Below are 18,493 nucleotides of genomic sequence, written 5' to 3'. Positions count from 1 at the left end.
CGTCAACGGAACGGCTGAAACTGATCCTAGACCTGCCCCGAGCGGTCGCGAAAAGCCTCGACCATCAGGGGGTTGAGCCCGAGCTCGCTGAGCGCGTCGCGGGCGCGGGCGTTGTCGTGGGCCCGGCCTGCCAGCCGATGGCCGGAGAGGCGGTCGGGCAGGGCGGTGAGCAGGGCACCCTGACCGAGGCGGCGAGCCCATTCTTGGAGATCGTTGGAGAGGAAGCGGTAGCCGCCGACGGCCATGATGCCGGAGGGCGGCGCGGTGATGCAGATTGCGCCGCTCGGACGGTCGAGCCGCGCGGCATAGCCGGTATCGACATAGTCGCGCGGCGGCTGCGCGACCAGCGTGTCGCCGACCGGCTGCGGCGGCGCGTAGGCTGCGATCGGCACCATCGGCCCGCGCAGGCCGAGCGTGCCCTTCGGGGTCAGCAGGATCTCGCCCGCGATGGAGGAGCCGGACTGCTCGCGCGGGGCGCCGTGCGGCCCCGGCATCACCGCGACAGGCATGCCGTCCTCGCCGCGGCGGGCGCCGAACAGGCCAGCCTCGCCGAACAGATAGACATCCGTCAGCCGCGCATGCGGCGCTATCCAGGCATCGCTTGCGGCGACCTGCTCGGGCGCGCGCCAGAGGCCGATGACGTTGCGCAAGGTCGGCATCCGCGCGGCGAGATCGGAATCGCCGAGGCGTAGCGCGAGCTGGGCAGGCGCGATCAGCACCTCGCATTCGTGCTGGTTGATCTGCTGCTCCAGCACCTCGCTCTCGAAGGGATGATGCAGCGCCAGCGTGCCGCCCGAGAGCAGCCAGACCGCCAGCGAAGAGGCTAGCCCCGCGAACGACATCGGCGCGAACGCCGCCATCACGGTCGCGCCCTGCTTGACGTCGGCCTCGAGCGACATCGCGAGGCCACCGGCGATCAGGCTGAAATGCGGCCGCGGCACCGGGCGAAAACCTTCCGCGGTGACGTCGAAAGAGATCATCGCCGCCTTGCGGCCGTCCTGGATCACGGTGCGCGTGCTGCCGGGCGGGCGGGCCAGCACGTCGTCGAGCGAAGCCATGCCCTCGGGCAGATCGGTGCCGAAGCCGCAGACGTGACGGATCGAGAATGCTTCTGCCGCTGCTTGCATCGCCAGGTCGGCATAGCTGACGCCATCGACCGTGCTCATGGTGACGATGGCGCGCGCCGCGGTGCGGTTGAGCGCGGCGGTCAGTTCCGCATGCCGCCACAGCAGCGGCAGCACGGCGACGACGAGGCCCGCGCGGTGGGCGGCGAGCACCGTCAGCACGAATTCGACCGTGTTGGGCAGCTGGATCGCGATGACGGTATTGGCCGGCAGGCCGGATTCGACGAAATGCGCCGACAGCGCCTCGATCGCCGTATCGGCCTCGGCGTAGCTCATCCGCCGCGGCTGGTGCCCGGTCACGTGCGTCTTGTTGAGGGGATCGAGCAGAGCCGGCGCGTGCGGCTGCCGGGTCAGCGTGCGCTGAAACAGCGTGTCGAGCGTCGGCGATATTGCTGGCTGGTTCACGGCGTCACTTTGCTTGATGAGCTTCCGGCTGCCCCTTCGACCACCAGGTCTCCGGCAGATAGCCGGACAGCGAAGTGGCCTTGGGCCGTTCTATCCGATTCCAGCGCGCGATCCATTGCTCGGATACGTTAAACAAGGGGATTGTGTAGAAGCCCGCGACCAAGGAGCGGTCGAGCGCGCGCACCGCCGAGACGAAATCCGCATGTTCACGGGCCTCCAGCAGAGCGGCTATCATGGCATCGACGGCGGGATCCCTGGCGCCCATGTAGTTGCGGGTCCCCGGATTGTCGGCGGCAGCGCTGCCCCAATAGAAATACTGCTCGTTGCCGGGGGACAGCGACTGGTCCCAGCGGTTCTGGATCATGTCGAACTCGTAAGCGAGTCGGCGCTGATCGAACTGCACGGGATCGACCGAGCGCACGGTCGGCTCGATGCCGGCGCGCTTGAGGTCGCGCTGGAAGGAGAGCGCGATGCGCTCCTGGTCGCGGGTTGTGACCATGATCTCGAAGGTGAAGGGCGCCTTGGTCGCGCGGTTGCGCAGCACGGTTCCGTCGAGATCGTAGCCGGCCTCCGACAACAGTTTCAGCGCGGCGCGCAGTGTCGCGCGGTCGCGACCCGAGCCGTCGGTGACCGGCAGGCGGTAGCTGCCGTCCATGATGTCGGGCGGGATCCCGGCGGCGAAGGGATTCAGCAGCTCACGCTCACGCGCATCCGCAGGCCGGCCGTAGGCCGATAGTTCCGAGCCGGCGAAATAGCCGGCGACGCGCGAATAGAGGCCGAAGAAATAATTGCGGTTGACCAACTCGAAATCGAACAGCAGCGTCAGCGCCTTGCGCACGCGGATGTCGGCGAAGATCGGTCGGCGGGTGTTGAATACCAGGAATTCGGAAGGCTGCGGCACCCCCGGCTTGACGGTATCGCGGATCACTTCACCGCTTCGTGCAGCGGGAAAATCATAGCCGTCGTGCCAGCGCAGCGGCTCGTGCTCGACACGGAAATCATAGAGGCCGCGCTTGAAGGCCTCGAACTGGCCGTTGGCCTCGCGAAAATAGTCGAGCCTGATCTCGTCGAAATTGTAGAACCCGCGATTGATCGGCAAATCACGGCCCCAATAGTCGGGATTGCGGGTCAGCGTCACGCTGGCGCCGGGCCTCACCGCCGTGACGCGATAGGGGCCCGAGCCGATCGGGCCCGTCAGCGTTGTCTCCTCGAAGCTGGCGAGGTCCACCGCATGCTTGGGCAGGATTGGCATCAGGCCGAGGATCAGTGGCAACTCGCGGTCATTGGCGCCAGAGAGGTCGAAGCGGACGGTGAGGGGGTCGGGCGCCTCGGCCTTTGCGACCTTGGCGTAATATTGCCGGTGATTGGGACGGCCGTGGTCGCGCAGGAGCTGCCAGGAGAAGAGCACGTCTTCAGCCAGCACGGGTTTGCCGTCGGAGAAGTGGGCGCGCGGATCGAGGTGGAACGTGACAAAGGTCCTGTCGTCGTTGGTTTCGACGGTCCTGGCGAGCAGGCCATAAAGCGTGAACGGCTCGTCCTGGCCGCGCGCGAGCAGGCTCTCGACCACGTAGCTCCGCACCTGCTGCACGGCCAACCCCTTCACGATGAAAGGATTGAGGCTGTCGAAGGTGCCGAGAACGCCCCACGTCATGCGTCCGCCTTTGGGGGCATCCGGATTGACGTAGGGCATGTGGGTGAAATCGGCAGGTATCGCCGGCTTGCCGTGCATGGCAATGGCATGGGCTTCCTCGGCACACGCGCCGCCTGCCGACAATCCGACGGAGAGGGCCAAAACGAGGGCCGGGGCGAGACGGCAAAGGCGGAGTCCGGGGCCCTCGAAGAGGCGCTGGAACATGAACATCGGCACACGTTGATTCGAGGACCGGCAGGCCTGAATCCTATCACAGGGAATTTCCCCTGGGCGCAGCTGTGGGTGTGGCCAAAGATGGCTGTCGGCATTGATCTTTTCGTCGGCCACGTTAAGAAGGCGGTCAATCGCGCAAGAGCGCCGAGCCCGTCACTTATCCGCCTCAATTGACGGGAAGAGAGCCGCGCCCAAGGCGGCCAGGTTCGGCGCTTCGGAGCGGTTCGGGCACTTCCCGTTCAGAAAGGGTTTTCCGCAATGAATTTCCGTTACTTGGCCGCGTCCGTCCGGCCGCGCGGGCGACTTCTCGCCCTGTTGACGGCGACGGCGTTGGCCGTTCCGTTTGCCGCTGAGGCCCAAGCTCCCGCACCAGCTCCTGGCGCGCCCGCGCCCAAGGCGACTCCGGCCCCGAAAGCGGCGCCGAAGGCTGCCCCCAAGGCTCCGGCGCCGGCGGCCTCACCGCAGGCCCAGCAGGCTCCGGCGCAGGGCGGCCAGCAGCAGGGCGCAGCCCAGCCGGCCGATCAGCAGATCCAGCTGATCTATGCCCCCTGGACCAAGTTCTGCCTGAAGGGCCAGGACGCCAACGCCAAGCAGGTCTGCTTCACCGGCAAGGACGGCCGCATCGAGTCGGGCCAGCCGGTCATCGCCGCCGTGATCATCGAGCCCGAAGGCGAACCCAAGAAGATTCTGCGTGTGACGCTGCCGCTCGGCATGCAGCTCGTGCACGGCACCCGCATCATCGTGGACAGCAACGCGCCGCTGCAGCAGCCCTACGTGATCTGCTTCCAGAACGGCTGCATGTCCGATTACGAGGCCACGCCCGAGCTCATCAACAGCATGAAGAAGGGCCAGAACCTCGTTGTCCAGGCGATCAATGCCAACGGCGCGCCGCTGACCCTGCCGCTGCCGCTCGCCGGCGAATTCCAGAAGGCCTATGACGGTCCGCCGACCGACCCGAAGGTGTTCGAGGAAACCCAGAAGAAGCTTCAGGAAGAGCTTCAGAAGAAGGCGGAGGAGCAGCGCAAGAAGCTCGAGCAGCAGGGCATGCCTCCCGGCACAGCTGCGGCTGGTCAGAAGTAATCGGGACCACATCCCAAACACGAAAAAGGCGCTCGGTTTGAGCGCCTTTTTTGCGGGCCGCTTGCTGGCGGCGAATTTCAGTTCAGCGACGGATTGCGCGGGCGATAGCCGCCGGCTTTGTCCTTGATGAAGATCTCGGCAACCTGTGAATGCCGGACCGGCTCGCCGGAATCGTCGGGCAACAGATTCTGCTCCGAGACATAGGCGACGTATTCCGATTCCGCGTTCTCCGCGAGCAGGTGATAGAACGGCTGGTCCTTGTGGGGCCGCACCTCCTCGGGAATCGAGAGCCACCACTCCTCGGTGTTGTTGAATTCCGGATCGATGTCGAAGATCACGCCCCGGAACGAGAAGATCCGGTGGCGCACGACCTGTCCGATCTGGAATTTGGCGGTCCGCGCTTTAATCATCCCCCGTCGATAGACCAGGATTGTGGCCGATGCTAGTGGCGTCACCGGAATTAACCTTCGCGTCAGGGACGGGTAGCCCCCAAGTCTTCAGAAAACACTTCATCAATGCTCAATATCCTCAATCTGGCTCTGCCTTATTTCGGCTTGATCTTCGTCGGATTCGCGTGCGGCAAGGCCAAGTCCCTGCCGGAATCGGGCCTCGCCTGGATGAACTTCTTCCTGCTTTACGTCTCGCTGCCAGCGCTGCTGTTCGCGATCATGTCGAAGACGCCGTTTGCGGAGCTGAATAATCCACCGTTCCTGATCGCGACCACGCTGGCGACGGTTGCGGCGTTCACGCTCGCGCTGGTCGCCGGCAAGGTTCTCGGCCGGCTGACGCTGCGCGAGGCGACGCTTGCGGGCCTCTCCGGCGGCTACGGCAATATCGGTTATATGGGGCCGGGCCTGGCGCTCGCAGTGCTTGGGCCGAAGGCATCGGCGCCAACCGCGCTGATCTTCTGCTGCGACAGCATCTTCCTGTTCACGATCGTGCCGCTCTTGATCGAGTTGTCCGACCGCGACCATCCCTCGCTCGTCCACGCCTTCGGCGTCGTGCTGAAGCAGATCGTGCTCAACCCGCTGATCATGTCGGCCTGTTTTGGTGCAGCGGTTGCAGCGCTGCATATCGAGCTGCCGGTTGCGCTCGACCGCACCATCACCTTCCTCCAGAACGCAGCTGCGCCGACCGCGCTGTTCGTGCTCGGCGTGACCGTGGCGCTGCGCCCATTCGACCGCGTGCCTTGGGAGGTGCCGGGCGTGATCGCGGTCAAGCTCCTGATCCATCCGCTCACGGCATTCGGCCTGATGCTGGCGTTCGGTCCGTTTGCGCAGCCCTGGGCCGCGACCGCTGTACTGATGGCTTCACTGCCACCGGCCCTGAACGTGTTCGTGATCGCTCGGCAGAACGATGCCTGGATCGAATCCGCCTCCGTTGCGGTACTGCTCGGCACCTTCGCATCGGTGGTCACGCTGACCAGCGTGATGTGGGCGATCCAGAGCGGCCGGCTGGCGCTCCCGTGAGGCGGCTTACCTTCGCCATGTCGGCGCCAGGCCCTCGCGCATCGCAAAGCGACGGAGCGGGCCGATGGCGCCGAGCAGGCGCATGCCAACGGCGCGGACCGGCTGCAGCGGCAGGAAATCGTTGAGCAGGGAGCGGTTGGCGATGTCGATCGCAAAGGTCCGGCTCAAGACGTCCGGACGCCGCGCCCGGTCGTAGCGCTTGAGCACGTCGCTCGCGCCCGGATCCCGGCCCGCTGCGAGGGCCTCGCCCGCGACCCGGGCGATGTCGGCGGCATCGCGCAGGCCGAGATTAAGGCCCTGGGCACCGATCGGGGGAACCACATGGGCCGCTTCTCCGACGAGCGCGATACGGTCACGGCCGAAGGATCTTGGACGCTCGATCGCCAGCGGGAACAGGTTGCGGCCGGGCTCGACCGTCATGCGTCCCAGAATCGAATGCGACTGCTTCTCGATCGCGGCGGACAACTCCTCGTCGCTCAGGCCGCGAAGCCGCTCGGCCTCCGCCGGCGCCGCGACCCAGACGATGCTGGAGCGATCGCCGGGCAGGGGCACGAACACGCAAGGACCGTGCGGCGTGTGGAACTCGGTCGAGACATTGCGATGCGGCCGTGCATGGCAGACGTTGAAGGTCAGTGCGGTTTGCGTCAGCTCGCGCCGCATCACCGCGATGCCGGCAGCCTCGCGGCATAGCGAATGCCGACCATCGGCGCCGACCACGAGCCGGGCCGAGAGGAATTGTGCCGCGGCCGTGCGAATGGCGACCGCGTCGGCTTCGATCAAGACGCTTTCCGCCTCGTCGTCGCAACGGACGAGGTGGGGGAGTTCGGCCGCGCGTTCTTCGAGCGCCAGCATCAGCGAACGATTGTCGATGTTGTAGCCGAACGCGTCGAGACCGATTTCGTGACAGGAGAAGCGGACCTCCGGGGCACGGAAAAGCCGGCCGGTGTCGTCGACGAGGCGCATCACCTCGAGCGCGGCCGCCTTTTCCTTGCAGTGCGACCAGACGCCGAGGCTCTCCAGAAGATCGACGGAGGCCCCCAACAGTGCGGTGGTGCGGTTGTCTGCATAGGGCACGCGGCGCGCCACCAGCGCGGTCCGCGCACCCGCCTGCGCCAACGCGATCGCCGCTGCAAGTCCTGCCGGTCCGCCGCCGATCACGGCGGCGTCATGGAGTGTCGATGCGTCTGTCATGGAAGGACAATTGACACGCCCCGCGGCAAATTCAAGCCCGCTGATTTTGCCTGATTTTATGACGAATTGTGCAACGGCGCGCCGCAATGGCGGATGTGCAAATCGGTCTCATTCTGGTAGCAGAAGCCATGGACAGCCAAGAGGATTCCCTGAAGCCCAGCCCCGCGATCCGCGCCGCGGCGTTCTCGGTCCACATCTTCACCGCGTTCGGTGCGGCGATCGCGCTGCTGGCGATGCTGGAGGCCGTGCGCGAGCACTGGGCAGCGATGTTTCAGTGGCTGGGCGTTGCCCTGATCATCGACGCGATCGACGGTCCGATCGCGCGCCGGCTCGACGTCAAGAAGGTGCAGCCGAACTGGTCGGGTGACGTGCTCGATCTCGTGGTCGACTTCGTCACCTATGTCTTCGTGCCGGCTTACGCGATCGTGGCCAGCGGGCTGTTGCTGCCGGTCGCAGCTCCCTTGCTCGGCGTCGCCATCATCGTCACCAGCGCATTATATTTCGCCGATCTGCGCATGAAGGCGGACGACAATCATTTCCGCGGCTTCCCGGCACTGTGGAATGCGGCGGCGTTCTATTTGTTCCTGCTGCACTGGCCGCCGCTCTGGTCGACGTTGCTGGTCGCCGTGCTCGTGGTGCTGACCTTCGTGCCGTTTCACGTGCTGCATCCGGTCCGCGTCGTGCGGCTGCGCTGGCTGACGATGTCGTTGATCGCTATCTGGGCGCTGCTCGGCCTCTATGTGCTGCAGATGGATTTCCGCGTCGGCACCGGCGTGACAATAGTGCTTTGTGCCATCGCGCTCTGGATCAGCTTCAGCGATGCCCTGATACGACTGGTGAGATCCTTCGCATGATCGATCTCCTCACCAGTCCCGAAGCCTGGGCTGCGCTGCTGACATTGACGGCGCTCGAGATCGTGCTCGGCATCGACAACGTCATCTTCCTGTCGGTGATCGTCTCGCGCATTCCGGAGAAGCAGGCGCATCGCGCCCGCCAGATCGGGCTGGCGCTGGCGCTGCTGTTCCGCATCGTCCTGCTCAGCCTCCTGGTCTGGCTGATCGGGCTGACCGCGCCGGTGTTCGCCGTCAAGGGTTACGACTTCTCCTGGCGCGATCTCATCCTGATCGCCGGCGGCCTGTTCCTGATCGCCAAGGCGACGCACGAGATTCACGGCGAGGTCGAAGCCGATGACGGCGAGGGCGACGAGAAGTCCGCCGGCAACGCCTTCTTCTGGGTGATCGTCCAGATCGTGATCATCGATGTCGTGTTCTCGCTGGACTCGATCATCACCGCGATCGGCATGGCGCAGGACATCGAGATCATGATCGCGGCCGTCGTGATCGCCTGCCTGATCATGTACATTTCGTCGGGGCCGGTGTCGCGATTCGTCGCGGAGCATCCGACCACCAAGATGCTGGCGCTGGCATTCCTGGTGCTGATCGGCGTCGCGCTGGTCGCGGACGGATTCCAATTCCACATTCCGCGCGGCTACATCTATTTTGCGATTGCGTTCTCGGCGGCGGTCGAATTCTTCAACGTGCTGGCCAAGCGCAACCGCAGGAAAGCCGGCACGCCGTCCGTCTAGCCGTTCCTAACTGGGTCGAGTTGACAAGGCGGGCGCGATGCCGTTCGCTGAGCCGCGAGAAGAGGAGGTCAGGTGATGACCAAAGCCGTCCGTGTGCACAAGGTCGGAGGCCCCGAAGCCCTGGTCTATGAGAGCGTCGACGTGCCGGCGCCCGGGCCCGGCGAGGTGCGCATCCGCCAGCACGCGGTCGGCCTGAACTTCATCGACGTCTATTACCGTACCGGCCTCTACAAGGCGCCGGGATTGCCTTTCATCGCCGGCAACGAGGCCTCGGGTGAGGTCGTCGCGGTGGGACCGGGCGTCACCAATTTCCATCCCGGCGACCGCGTGGCCTATTATCACAATCTCGGCGCCTATACCGGCGAGCGCAACATCCCCTGGGAGAAGCTGGTCAAGCTGCCCGACCACATCACCCACGAGCAGGGCGCCGTGCTGATGCTGAAGGGGCTCACGGTCTGGTATCTCCTGCACAAGACCTTCAAGGTCGAGCCGCATCATCGCGTGCTGATCCACGCAGCCGCCGGCGGCATCGGCTTGCTTGCCTGCCAATGGGCGAGGGCGCTCGGGGCCCACGTCATCGGCACGGTGGGTTCGCGCGAGAAGGCCGAGCTTGCGGAGGCCAATGGCTGCGACCACGTTATCCTCTACAACGAGGAAGACTTCGTCGCGCGCGTCAAGCAGATCAGCCGCAACGAGGGTTGCGACGTGGTCTATGACGGCGTCGGCAAAGCGACCTTCCCGGGCTCGCTGTCCTGCCTGAAGCCGCGCGGCATGTTCGTCTCGTTCGGCAATGCCTCCGGTCCCGTGCCGCCGTTCTCGATCGCCGAGCTCAACAATCACGGCTCGCTGTTTGCGACGCGGCCGAAGCTCAACGACTATGTCGGCAAGCGCTCGGAATTACTGGAAGGCGCCGACACGCTGTTCGCCGCCGTCATCAATGGCAAGCTGCACGTGCCGATCAACCACGCCTACGCGCTCAAGGACGCCGCGAAGGCGCATATCGAGCTGGAAAGCCGCAGGACGACGGGCGCGTCGATCTTGAAGCCGTAGTTTCTTCCGTCATCACCTGCTCCGGGGTCCCGGACAAGCTGCAGCGCGCAAGCGCTGCGGCGTAGATGCGCACCATGCAGAGAGATGGGGCCCCGGCTCTGCAGCGCATCGCCGAAGGGGCGCTGCGCTGCGTCCGGGGCACGAGACGTGTCTTACGCCACCCGCCGTGCCGCGCCGGCCTTGGTCAGAATCGCGTCGAGACAATCGATCATCTCGGCGATCTCAGCCCGCGTGACGTTCAGCGCCGGCATGAAGCGCAGCGTGTCGACCTGCGGCGCGTTCAGGAGCACGCCGGCCTCGAACGCCTGCGCGACGATCCCCGGCGCGATCGGCAGCTTGAGGTCGAGCGCCAGCAGCAAGCCTCGGCCCCGCACGCCGCCAAGCCCGTGCCGGGCCGAGACTTTCTGCAGCTCGCTTTCGAGCAGCAGCCCGGTCTCGATGACCGACTTCAAAAAGTTCGGCTTGCTGACCGCTTCCAGCACCGCAAGCCCCGCCGCGCACATGATCGGGTTGCCATTGAACGTGCCGCCCTGATCGCCATGCGCGAAGCAGGAGGCGCGTTCGGCCGCAAGCAGGGCGGCGAGCGGCACGCCGCCGCCGATACCTTTGCCGAGCGTCATGATGTCGGGCGAGATCCCGGTGTGCTCGTGGTGGAAAAGTTTTCCGGTCCGGCCCATGCCGGTCTGGATCTCGTCGAAGATCAGCAGAAGACCGTGCGACTCGGTGAGCGCGCGCAGCTCTTGCAGGAACTGATCACTCGCCGGCCACACGCCGGACTCGCCCTGGATCGGCTCGAGCATCACAGCGACGGTGTTGTCGTTGATCAGCTTCTCGACGGAGGCAATGTCGTTGAGCTTGGCCTTCTTGAAGCCAGCGACTTTTGGCTCGAACAGCGGCTCGAACGCCTTCTTGCCCGAGGCCGACATCGTCGCCAGCGTCCTTCCGTGGAAGCTGCCTTCGAAGCTGATGATCTCGAACGCACCGCCCTTGTGGAGGCTGCCGTATTTTCGCGCCAGCTTGATGGCGCCCTCGTTGGCTTCCGCGCCTGAATTGGCGAAGAACACCTGGTCGAAAGCGCTGCCTTCGACCAGAGCCTGGGCGAGCCTGAGGCTCGGCTCATTGTAGAAGGCCGGGCTGGGCGTCAGCAGCCGCTTGGCCTGCGCGGCGAGCGCATCGACGATCGCAGGCGGCGAATGGCCGAGGCAGTTCACGGCCCAGCCCTGCACGAAATCGAGATAGCGCTTGCGGCTGTCGTCCCAGAGATAGGAGCCGGCGCCCCGGACGAACACGGCCTTGGGTCGTGCCGTGATGTCCATCAGCGCGTCATACGGATGGGTGGCGGTGGTCATGTCGAACTCCTCTGGAGGCGGATGGAAAAGACGCGCGAAAGCAAGAAGGCCGCACTTTGCGGGTGCGGCCTTCTCGAAAACTCTGCTGAATTCAGGCGATCAGCGGCGTCGTCGGACATGGCGCAACCCATCATCGTCGCGGGTGCGACGACGGAAAGCTGCGCGGCGGTGGGTCCGAGAGTTGATCATGGGGCGCGTCCGTACAGCCGAACGGCTGGACTTGTCAAGCAGACGTTCTAAAAAAACACGCGCCTGGCGTGTATCGGTCAGGTACGAAGCGCGGCTTCCTCGCTGCTTCCGGACGCAGGTCAAGTTTTGACGAGCCGTCAGAATCCCGCGACGCTGCCGTACAGATCGTATGCGTCGGCGCGCTCGATCTTGGCGGTGACGATCTCGCCGACGCGCAAGGGGCGGCGGCTGGAGAGATAGACGGCGCCGTCGATCTCGGGCGCATCCGCCTTGGAGCGGCCCTTTGCCACCGTCGGGCCGACCTCGTCGATGATGATCTGCTGGCGTGTGCCGACCTTGCGCTTCAGCCGCCGTGCCGAGATCTTCTGTTGGCGGGCCATCAGCGCATTGTAGCGCTCCTGCTTGATCTCTTCCGGGACCGGGTTCTCGATCGCATTCGACGTGGCGCCCGCGACCGGCTCGTATTTGAAGCAGCCGACGCGGTCGATCTCCGCTTCATCCAGCCAGTCGAGCAGATAGGCGAAGTCGGCATCGGTCTCGCCGGGGAAGCCGACGATGAAGGTGGAGCGCAAGGCGAGATCGGGACATTCCTCACGCCAGCGCTTGATGCGCGCCAGCGTCTTGTCCTGCGCCGCCGGGCGCTTCATCGCCTTCAGCACCTCGGGGCTCGCGTGCTGGAACGGGATGTCGAGATAGGGCAGCACCTTGCCCTCGTTCATCAGCGCGATGACATCATCGACATGCGGGTAGGGGTAGACATATTGCAGCCGGACCCATGCTCCGAGCTCGCCGAGCTCGCGCGCGAGATCGAGGAATTTGGCACGGACCTGGCGATCCTTCCACGGGCTCTCGGCGTATTTGAGATCGATGCCGTAAGCGGACGTGTCCTGCGAGATCACCAGCAGCTCCTTGACGCCGGCGCCGACCAGGCGCTCGGCCTCGCGCAGCACGTCGTTGGCGGGGCGCGAGACGAGATCGCCGCGCAGCTTCGGGATGATGCAGAAGGTGCAGCGGTTGTTGCAGCCTTCGGAGATCTTCAAATAGGCATAGTGCCGCGGCGTCAGCTTGATGCCTTGTGGCGGCACCAGGTCGAGATGCGGATTATGGGCCGGCGGCAGCGCGCGATGCACGGCGTCGAGCACGCTCTCATATTGCTGCGGGCCGGTGATGGAGAGCACGCCCGGATAGGCCTGCTCGATCTGCTCGGGTTCCGCGCCCATGCAGCCTGTTACGATCACCTTGCCGTTCTCGGCCATGGCCTCGCCGATCGCCGAGAGCGATTCCTGCTTGGCGCTGTCGAGGAATCCGCAGGTGTTGACGATGACGATGTCGGCCCCGTCATGCTTGCGGGCGAGCTCGTAACCCTCGGCGCGCAGGCGCGTGATGATGCGCTCGGAATCCACCAATGCCTTGGGACACCCGAGCGACACGAAGCTGACCTTGGGCGCAGCCGTCTGATCCATATCTGAACTGCCTGATTGACCGGCCTGAGCTAGTCCCAATTGCCCACAATTACAACCCTTTGCAGGGCGTTCCGGCGTGCTATGGATGAATCACTGGTGGTGAGTGAGCTATGAGCGCCGAACAGTCGCCCAAAATCGTGATCGTCGATGAAAGCCCGATCCGGGCTGCGATCCTGGAGGAAGGATTGCGGGAGGCCGGATTCACGCAGGTCGTCCATATCCGCGAGATGCAGAGCCTGCTTGCCCGTATTTATGCGGTCGACCCCGACATCATCCTGATCGATCTGGAGAACCCCAGTCGCGACGTGCTGGAGGCGATGTTCCAGGTCAGCCGCGCCGTGAAGCGGCCGATCGCGATGTTCGTCGACCAGAGCGATTCCGCCTCGATCCAAGCCTCGGTCGAGGCGGGGGTATCCGCCTACATCGTCGACGGGCTGAAGAAGGAGCGCATCAAGCCGATCCTCGACCTCTGCGTGTCTCGCTTCAACGCTTTCGCCAAGCTCCAGGAGGAGCTGGAACGCACCAAGTCGCAGCTCGAGGACCGCAAGATCATCGAACGCGCCAAGGGCATCCTGATGAAGGTGAAGGGCCTCACCGAAGACGAAGCCTATGTGCTGCTGCGCTCCACCGCGATGCGCGAGAAGAAGAAAATCGGCGAGATCGCGCAGTCGATCATCACCGCGTCGGAGATGTTGAAATGACCGCGCCCCTTCGCATCGGGTTCATTCCGCTGGTTGATGCCGCCGCCCTGATCGTCGCCGTCGACAAGGGCTTTGCCGCTGCCGAAGGGCTCGAGGTCGAGCTGGTGCGCGAGGTGTCCTGGTCCAACGTCCGCGACAAGCTCAATATCGGCCTGTTCGACGCCGCGCATCTGCTCGCGCCCGTCGCGATCGCGTCCTCGCTCGGGCTCGGCCACGTCAAGGTGCCGATCGCCGCGCCCTTCAATCTCGGCATCAACGGCAACGCGATCACGGTGTCGCCGGCGCTCCACGCCGCGCTGATGGAGGAGATCGACGGCGACCGCTTCGATCCGCTTGTCACCGCCAAGGCGCTGGCGAAGGTGGTCGCCAAGCGCCGCAAGGCCGGGGCCGATCCACTGACCTTCGGCATGACCTTCCCGTTCTCGACCCACAATTACCAATTGCGGTTCTGGATGGCGGCGGCCGGCGTCGATCCCGATGAGGACGTGCGCCTTGTCGTGCTGCCGCCGCCCTACATGGTCGACAGTCTCAAGAGCGGGCACGTCGACGCATTCTGCGTCGGTGCGCCCTGGAACTCGATCGCGGTCGATCTCGGCATCGGCCATATCCTGCATTTCGTCTCCGACATTTTGGTGCGCGCGGCGGAGAAGGTCCTGGCCGTCCGCCAGGTCTGGGCCGACAAGAATCCGGACGTGGTCGCCAGCCTCGTGCGCGCGGCGGTGAAGGCGGCCGAGTTCATCGAGCATCCGGAAAACCGGATCGAAGCGGCGCGGATACTGGCGCAACCCGAGCGGATCGGCGTCGATGCCGAAGTCATCCAGCGCACCCTCACGGGACGTCTGAAGATTTCGCCGGACGGGACGTTCCGCGAGAGCGGCCGCTATCTGCTGGTTGGGCGCGAGGAGGCTGGGCGCCCCGATCCGGTTCAGGCCGCCTGGCTCTATGCGCAAATGGTACGTTGGGGGCAGGCGGCGTTGAGCCCGGACGGCGCCAAGACGGCGATGGCGGTGTTCAGGTCCGACCTTTACGATGCCGCCCTCGGCCGCCGCCCGCCCGACGAAGCCCCGGCGGCATTTGGGGCCTTCGCCGGGCCGGCGTTCGATGCTGACAACATCCTGCAACATCTAGAGGCCTTCGACGTGGGGCGTTGGAAGGCCTGATCGTCTCTGCATAATTTTAAGGCAATCCATCTCATCGACTAAATTTCGAGCTGACTGCTCGAATTTCATGAGGTGATCCGCGACCGGAATGTTCCGGAGCTGCTGCTAAGTGATTGAATTCTCAATTTTTCTTATTTCGTCGAAGCTGGCACGCAACTTGAATGTTGCACTGCGGCCAGCTTGTCACAGGTGCCTGCTGAGCCGAAACCCGCAGCAACGAAGCTGATCGGACCGCTGGGTCACGAGGCCGGCTCTTGGAGCCAGCCGAGATACCTCGCGGGTCGTGCCAATTTCCGTCGATACCACCTCGGTGGCCGCAGGAGCTTCGTTACCGACCATGAAAATCGATACGCTCGCAGTCGACTTTACCGACGAGCAGAAACGCTATCTCGAAGGCTTCACGACCGGTCTGCAGATCAGCCGCGTCGGTCGCGGTCTCGGCGGCGGCGCCGCCAAGGCGAGCGCCGAGCCCACCGGTCCCGATGCCGTGCACATCAAGGCGCAGGACAAGGTGATCGCGTCGGGCAAGAAGCTCGCCGACCAGGAGAAGTTCAAGCGCGAGGAGCATCCTTTCGATGCTTATTCGCGCTTGCGTCAGCAGGCGCTCGACAACGCGCCGCCGAGCCCGGCGGACAATTTCCGCTGGCGCTATTACGGCATCTTCTATGTCGCGCCGACGCAGGATTCCTACATGAGCCGCCTGCGGATTCCCAACGGCATCATGAAGCACTGGCAGCTGTCCGGCCTTGCCGATCTCGCCGACGAACTCTGCGGCCCCTACAGCCACGTCACCACGCGCGCGAATCTCCAGCTTCGTGAGATTCCGCCGAAGAACGCCGTGAAGCTGATCGAGGGCATCCAGGACCTCGGCCTGTGCTCGCGCGGCTCCGGCGCCGACAACATCCGCAACGTGACGGGAACGCCGACGGCGGGCATCGATCCGCAGGAGCTGATCGACACGCAGCCTTATGCGCGCGAGTGGCACTATCACATCCTCAATGACCGCTCGCTCTACGGCTTGCCGCGCAAGTTCAACGTCGCCTTCGATGGTGCCGGCAGGATCGCGGTACTCGAGGAGACCAATGACATCGCATTCACCGCGTACGAGGTGAAGGACGGTTTCGGCGTCGAGCCCGGAGTCTGGTTCCGTCTCGGTCTCGGCGGCATCACCGGCCACAAGGATTTCGCCAAATATTCCGGCATCATCGTCAAGCCGGAGCAGGCGACCGCGGTCGCCGACGCAATCGTGCGCGTGTTCATCGACCATGGTGACCGCACCAACCGCAACAAGGCGCGTCTGAAATACGTGCTCGACAGCATGGGCCATGACGGCTTCCTCAAGCTGGTCGAGGAGCGATTGAAGACACCGTTCACGCGCGTGCCCGGAGAGGCCTTTGCGCCTCGGCCGGCCGCGGACCGCATGGCGCATGTCGGCGTGCACAAGCAGAAGCAGGACGGTCTCAACTGGATCGGCGTGTCGCTGACACTCGGCAAGCTCACCTGCGATCAGATGCGCGGCCTTGCCAAGATCGCACGGGATCTCGGCGACGGCGAGATCCGCCTCACGGTCTGGCAGAACCTTCTGATCTCGGGCGTGCGCAACGAGAATGTCGAGCTTGCCATCGCGGCGATCAAGCAGATCGGGCTCGCGGTCGAGGCCTCGCATATCCGCGCCGGCCTGATCGCCTGCACCGGCAATGCGGGCTGCCGCTTCGCCGCGGCGAACACCAAGCGCCATGCCGAAGAGATCGGTGACTGGTGCGAGCCGCGCGTTCCGATGGACAAGCCGGTCAACATCCATGTCACCGGCTGTCACCATTCCTGCGCGCAGCACTACATCAGCGACATCGGTCTGATCGGGGCGCGCGTGCCTGTCAACGAGGAGGACACGGTCGAGGGCTATCACCTTTTCACCGGCGGCGGGTTCGGCCCTGACGCGGACGTCGGGCAGGAGGTCTATCACGACCTCAAGGCCGAGGATGCGCCGAAGACGGTCGAAGGACTGCTCAAGGCCTATATCGCCCATCGTTCGTCTCCCGATGAAACCTTCCTGTCCTTTGCGCGCCGCCATGACGGCGAAACGCTGCGCAAGCTCGCCGATGCACAGGTGTCCGCATGAACCAGATCACGCCTCCGCCGAAACTCGACATCATTCCCGCCAGCGCACCGTTCTCCGATGCGCAGCGTTCCTGGCTGAACGGCTTCTTTGCCGGACTGTTGTCGCCTGACGCCGCCGCGCCGCTGTCGGCGGAGCAGGGCGCCGCCGTCATGCAAGGCGCCGCCGGCGACGGCGACGACGGCGAAGCGCCGTGGCACGACCAGACCTTGCCGATTGCCGAGCGGATGAAACTCGCCGAGGGCCGTCCCCTGCGCCGCAAAATGATGGCGGCGATGGCGCAGCAGGATTGCGGCCAGTGCGGCTACAATTGCCACGATTATTCCGAGGCCATCGCGAGCCGCAGCGAAGCACGGCTCAACCTCTGCGTTCCCGGCGGCAAGGAAACCGCGCGAATGCTGAAGTCGCTGTACGAGGAGCTCGACAAGGCCCCGGCGGCCAAAGCGGCGGACAAGCCGGACACGGCCGCGCCAGCGGTGACCGTGACCATCGCAGAGCCGGGCCGCTCGCGCGACAACCCCGTGACCGCGACTTTCCTGTCGCGCCGTCTTCTCAACAAGGGAAAGTCGGAGAAGGAGACCTACCACATCGAGTTCGATCTCTCCGAGAGCAGGCTCGACTACGTCGTCGGCGACAGTTTTGGTGTGTTCGCGCGCAACGATGTCGGCCTCGTCGACCAGATCATCGCGCTGCTCGGCGCCTCCCACACCACCAAGGTCAACGGCAAGACGTTGCGCGAGGTGCTGATCGAGGACGTCTCGCTGTCGCCGGCGCCGGACACGCTGTTCGAGCTGATCTCCTTCATCACCGGCGGTGCGGCGCGCGAGAAGGCGCGGGCGCTGGCGCAGGGCGAGGATCCCGATGGCGATGCGGCGACGCTCGACGTCATGGCCGCGCTCCAGAAGTTTTCGGGCACGCGGCCGCATCCGGAGGCCTTCGTCGAGGCGCTGGAGCCGCTTCAGCCGCGGCTCTATTCGATCTCGTCCTCGCACAACGCGACGCCCGGAAAGCTATCGCTGACGGTCGATTCGGTGCGCTACGTTGTCGGCAAGCGCAAGCGCCTCGGCGTCGCCTCGACCTTCCTCGGCGAGCGTATCAACGAGGGCGAGAAGCTCAATGTCTATGTGCAGAAGGCACACGCCTTCGGCCTGCCGCAGGACCCGAAGACGCCAATCATCATGGTCGGCCCCGGCACCGGCATCGCGCCGTTCCGCGCCTTCCTGCTCGACCGCAAGGCTACCGGCGCGCCCGGCAAGAACTGGCTGTTCTTCGGGCACCAGCGCAGCGATTGCGACTTCTTCTACCAGGAGGAGCTCAACGCGATGAAGACCTCGGGTCTGCTCACGCGACTGTCGCTGGCCTGGTCGCGCGACGGTGAGAAGAAGTTTTACGTGCAGGACCGCATGCGCGAGGTCGGCCGTGAGGTGTGGACGTGGCTTGCCGAAGGCGCGCATCTCTACATCTGCGGCGATGCCAAGCGCATGGCCAAGGACGTCGAGCGCGCGCTGGTCGACATCGTCGCCCAGTTCGGCGCACGTTCGACCGACGAAGCCGTCAGTTTCGTCGCCGAGCTCAAGAAGACCGGCCGATTCCAGGCTGACGTTTATTAAAACGCGAGAACATCGGGATGAGTCGTCCGGTTGATCGGACGGCCTTCCCAGGGTTTGGCCTGGCCATCATCCCTTGCGAGCCGGTTCCGGCTGCCTCGGAATTTAACGAATGAGATTCTCGGAACCTTCGCTTGCGG

The 18,493-nt window shown here is 64.9% G+C and carries 15 protein-coding genes; 9 read left to right on the top strand and 6 right to left on the bottom strand.

The window, feature by feature from the left end:
* Nucleotides 1-26: 26 nt before the first annotated feature.
* Both IVA92_RS35030 and IVA92_RS35025 read right to left on the bottom strand, forming a co-directional pair.
* Nucleotides 27-1,529: a class I adenylate-forming enzyme family protein gene (locus tag IVA92_RS35030; RefSeq protein WP_247275656.1), complete on the bottom strand. Its 1,503-nt coding sequence runs from the start codon at nucleotides 1,527-1,529 to the stop codon at nucleotides 27-29.
* A 4-nt stretch (nucleotides 1,530-1,533) separates the two neighbouring features.
* Nucleotides 1,534-3,390 carry an extracellular solute-binding protein gene (locus IVA92_RS35025; protein ID WP_247275676.1) on the bottom strand — a complete coding sequence of 619 codons (1,857 nt, stop codon included), beginning with the start codon at nucleotides 3,388-3,390 and terminating at the stop codon, nucleotides 1,534-1,536.
* A 261-nt stretch (nucleotides 3,391-3,651) separates the two neighbouring features.
* Between IVA92_RS35025 and IVA92_RS35020 the strand changes: the two genes are divergently transcribed.
* Complete coding sequence (locus IVA92_RS35020) at nucleotides 3,652-4,473, top strand: invasion associated locus B family protein (protein ID WP_247275655.1); 822 nt, start codon at nucleotides 3,652-3,654, stop codon at nucleotides 4,471-4,473.
* 77 nt (nucleotides 4,474-4,550) lie between these two features.
* Here IVA92_RS35020 and hspQ read toward each other — a convergent pair whose 3' ends face one another.
* Nucleotides 4,551-4,883, bottom strand: coding sequence for a heat shock protein HspQ (gene hspQ, locus IVA92_RS35015; RefSeq protein WP_008564941.1), 333 nt, complete (start codon nucleotides 4,881-4,883; stop codon nucleotides 4,551-4,553).
* A 105-nt stretch (nucleotides 4,884-4,988) separates the two neighbouring features.
* Here hspQ and IVA92_RS35010 point away from each other — a divergent pair, with 105 nt between their 5' ends.
* On the top strand, nucleotides 4,989-5,942 hold the full coding sequence (locus IVA92_RS35010) for an AEC family transporter (protein ID WP_247275654.1): 954 nt from the start codon (nucleotides 4,989-4,991) through the stop codon (nucleotides 5,940-5,942).
* Between the two features lie 6 nt (nucleotides 5,943-5,948).
* Here IVA92_RS35010 and IVA92_RS35005 read toward each other — a convergent pair whose 3' ends face one another.
* On the bottom strand, nucleotides 5,949-7,133 hold the full coding sequence (locus tag IVA92_RS35005; protein ID WP_247275653.1) for a UbiH/UbiF family hydroxylase: 1,185 nt from the start codon (nucleotides 7,131-7,133) through the stop codon (nucleotides 5,949-5,951).
* 86 nt (nucleotides 7,134-7,219) lie between these two features.
* On the opposite strand from IVA92_RS35005, the gene pcsA reads away from it, so the two are divergent.
* From pcsA to IVA92_RS34990, 3 genes are all read left to right on the top strand, one after another.
* On the top strand, nucleotides 7,220-7,987 hold the full coding sequence (gene pcsA / locus IVA92_RS35000) for a phosphatidylcholine synthase (protein ID WP_247275652.1): 768 nt from the start codon (nucleotides 7,220-7,222) through the stop codon (nucleotides 7,985-7,987).
* A complete protein-coding gene (locus tag IVA92_RS34995) occupies nucleotides 7,984-8,718 on the top strand; it encodes a TerC family protein (protein ID WP_247275651.1) in 735 nt (244 codons plus the stop codon). Before pcsA ends, IVA92_RS34995 begins: the two co-directional genes overlap by 4 nt.
* Nucleotides 8,719-8,793: 75 nt before the next feature.
* Nucleotides 8,794-9,768 carry a quinone oxidoreductase gene (locus IVA92_RS34990; protein ID WP_247275650.1) on the top strand — a complete coding sequence of 325 codons (975 nt, stop codon included), beginning with the start codon at nucleotides 8,794-8,796 and terminating at the stop codon, nucleotides 9,766-9,768.
* 152 nt (nucleotides 9,769-9,920) lie between these two features.
* Here the strand turns inward: IVA92_RS34990 and IVA92_RS34985 are convergent, their stop codons facing one another.
* Both IVA92_RS34985 and rimO read right to left on the bottom strand, forming a co-directional pair.
* Nucleotides 9,921-11,117, bottom strand: a complete 1,197-nt coding sequence (locus tag IVA92_RS34985; protein WP_247275649.1) for an acetylornithine transaminase — start codon at nucleotides 11,115-11,117, stop codon at nucleotides 9,921-9,923.
* Nucleotides 11,118-11,443: 326 nt separating this feature from the next.
* Nucleotides 11,444-12,769, bottom strand: coding sequence for a 30S ribosomal protein S12 methylthiotransferase RimO (gene rimO / locus IVA92_RS34980; RefSeq protein WP_247275648.1), 1,326 nt, complete (start codon nucleotides 12,767-12,769; stop codon nucleotides 11,444-11,446).
* A 110-nt stretch (nucleotides 12,770-12,879) separates the two neighbouring features.
* On the opposite strand from rimO, the gene IVA92_RS34975 reads away from it, so the two are divergent.
* From IVA92_RS34975 to IVA92_RS34960, 4 genes are all read left to right on the top strand, one after another.
* Nucleotides 12,880-13,470: an ANTAR domain-containing protein gene (locus IVA92_RS34975; RefSeq protein WP_008564898.1), complete on the top strand. Its 591-nt coding sequence runs from the start codon at nucleotides 12,880-12,882 to the stop codon at nucleotides 13,468-13,470.
* A complete protein-coding gene (locus IVA92_RS34970) occupies nucleotides 13,467-14,630 on the top strand; it encodes a CmpA/NrtA family ABC transporter substrate-binding protein (protein ID WP_247275647.1) in 1,164 nt (387 codons plus the stop codon). The genes IVA92_RS34975 and IVA92_RS34970 overlap by 4 nt, the downstream gene beginning before the upstream one ends.
* A gap of 337 nt (nucleotides 14,631-14,967) precedes the next feature.
* Complete coding sequence (locus IVA92_RS34965; protein WP_247275646.1) at nucleotides 14,968-16,749, top strand: NirA family protein; 1,782 nt, start codon at nucleotides 14,968-14,970, stop codon at nucleotides 16,747-16,749.
* Entirely contained in the window at nucleotides 16,746-18,356 is a 1,611-nt protein-coding gene (locus IVA92_RS34960; RefSeq protein ID WP_247275645.1) for a sulfite reductase subunit alpha, read from the top strand. Before IVA92_RS34965 ends, IVA92_RS34960 begins: the two co-directional genes overlap by 4 nt.
* Nucleotides 18,357-18,493 lie beyond the last annotated feature (137 nt).

The sequence above is a fragment of the Bradyrhizobium sp. 154 genome, from assembly GCF_023073875.1.
Lineage (GTDB): Bacteria > Pseudomonadota > Alphaproteobacteria > Rhizobiales > Xanthobacteraceae > Bradyrhizobium.
Note: the sequence above shows the minus strand (reverse complement) of the source record. Positions and strands in the feature narration are given on the sequence as shown.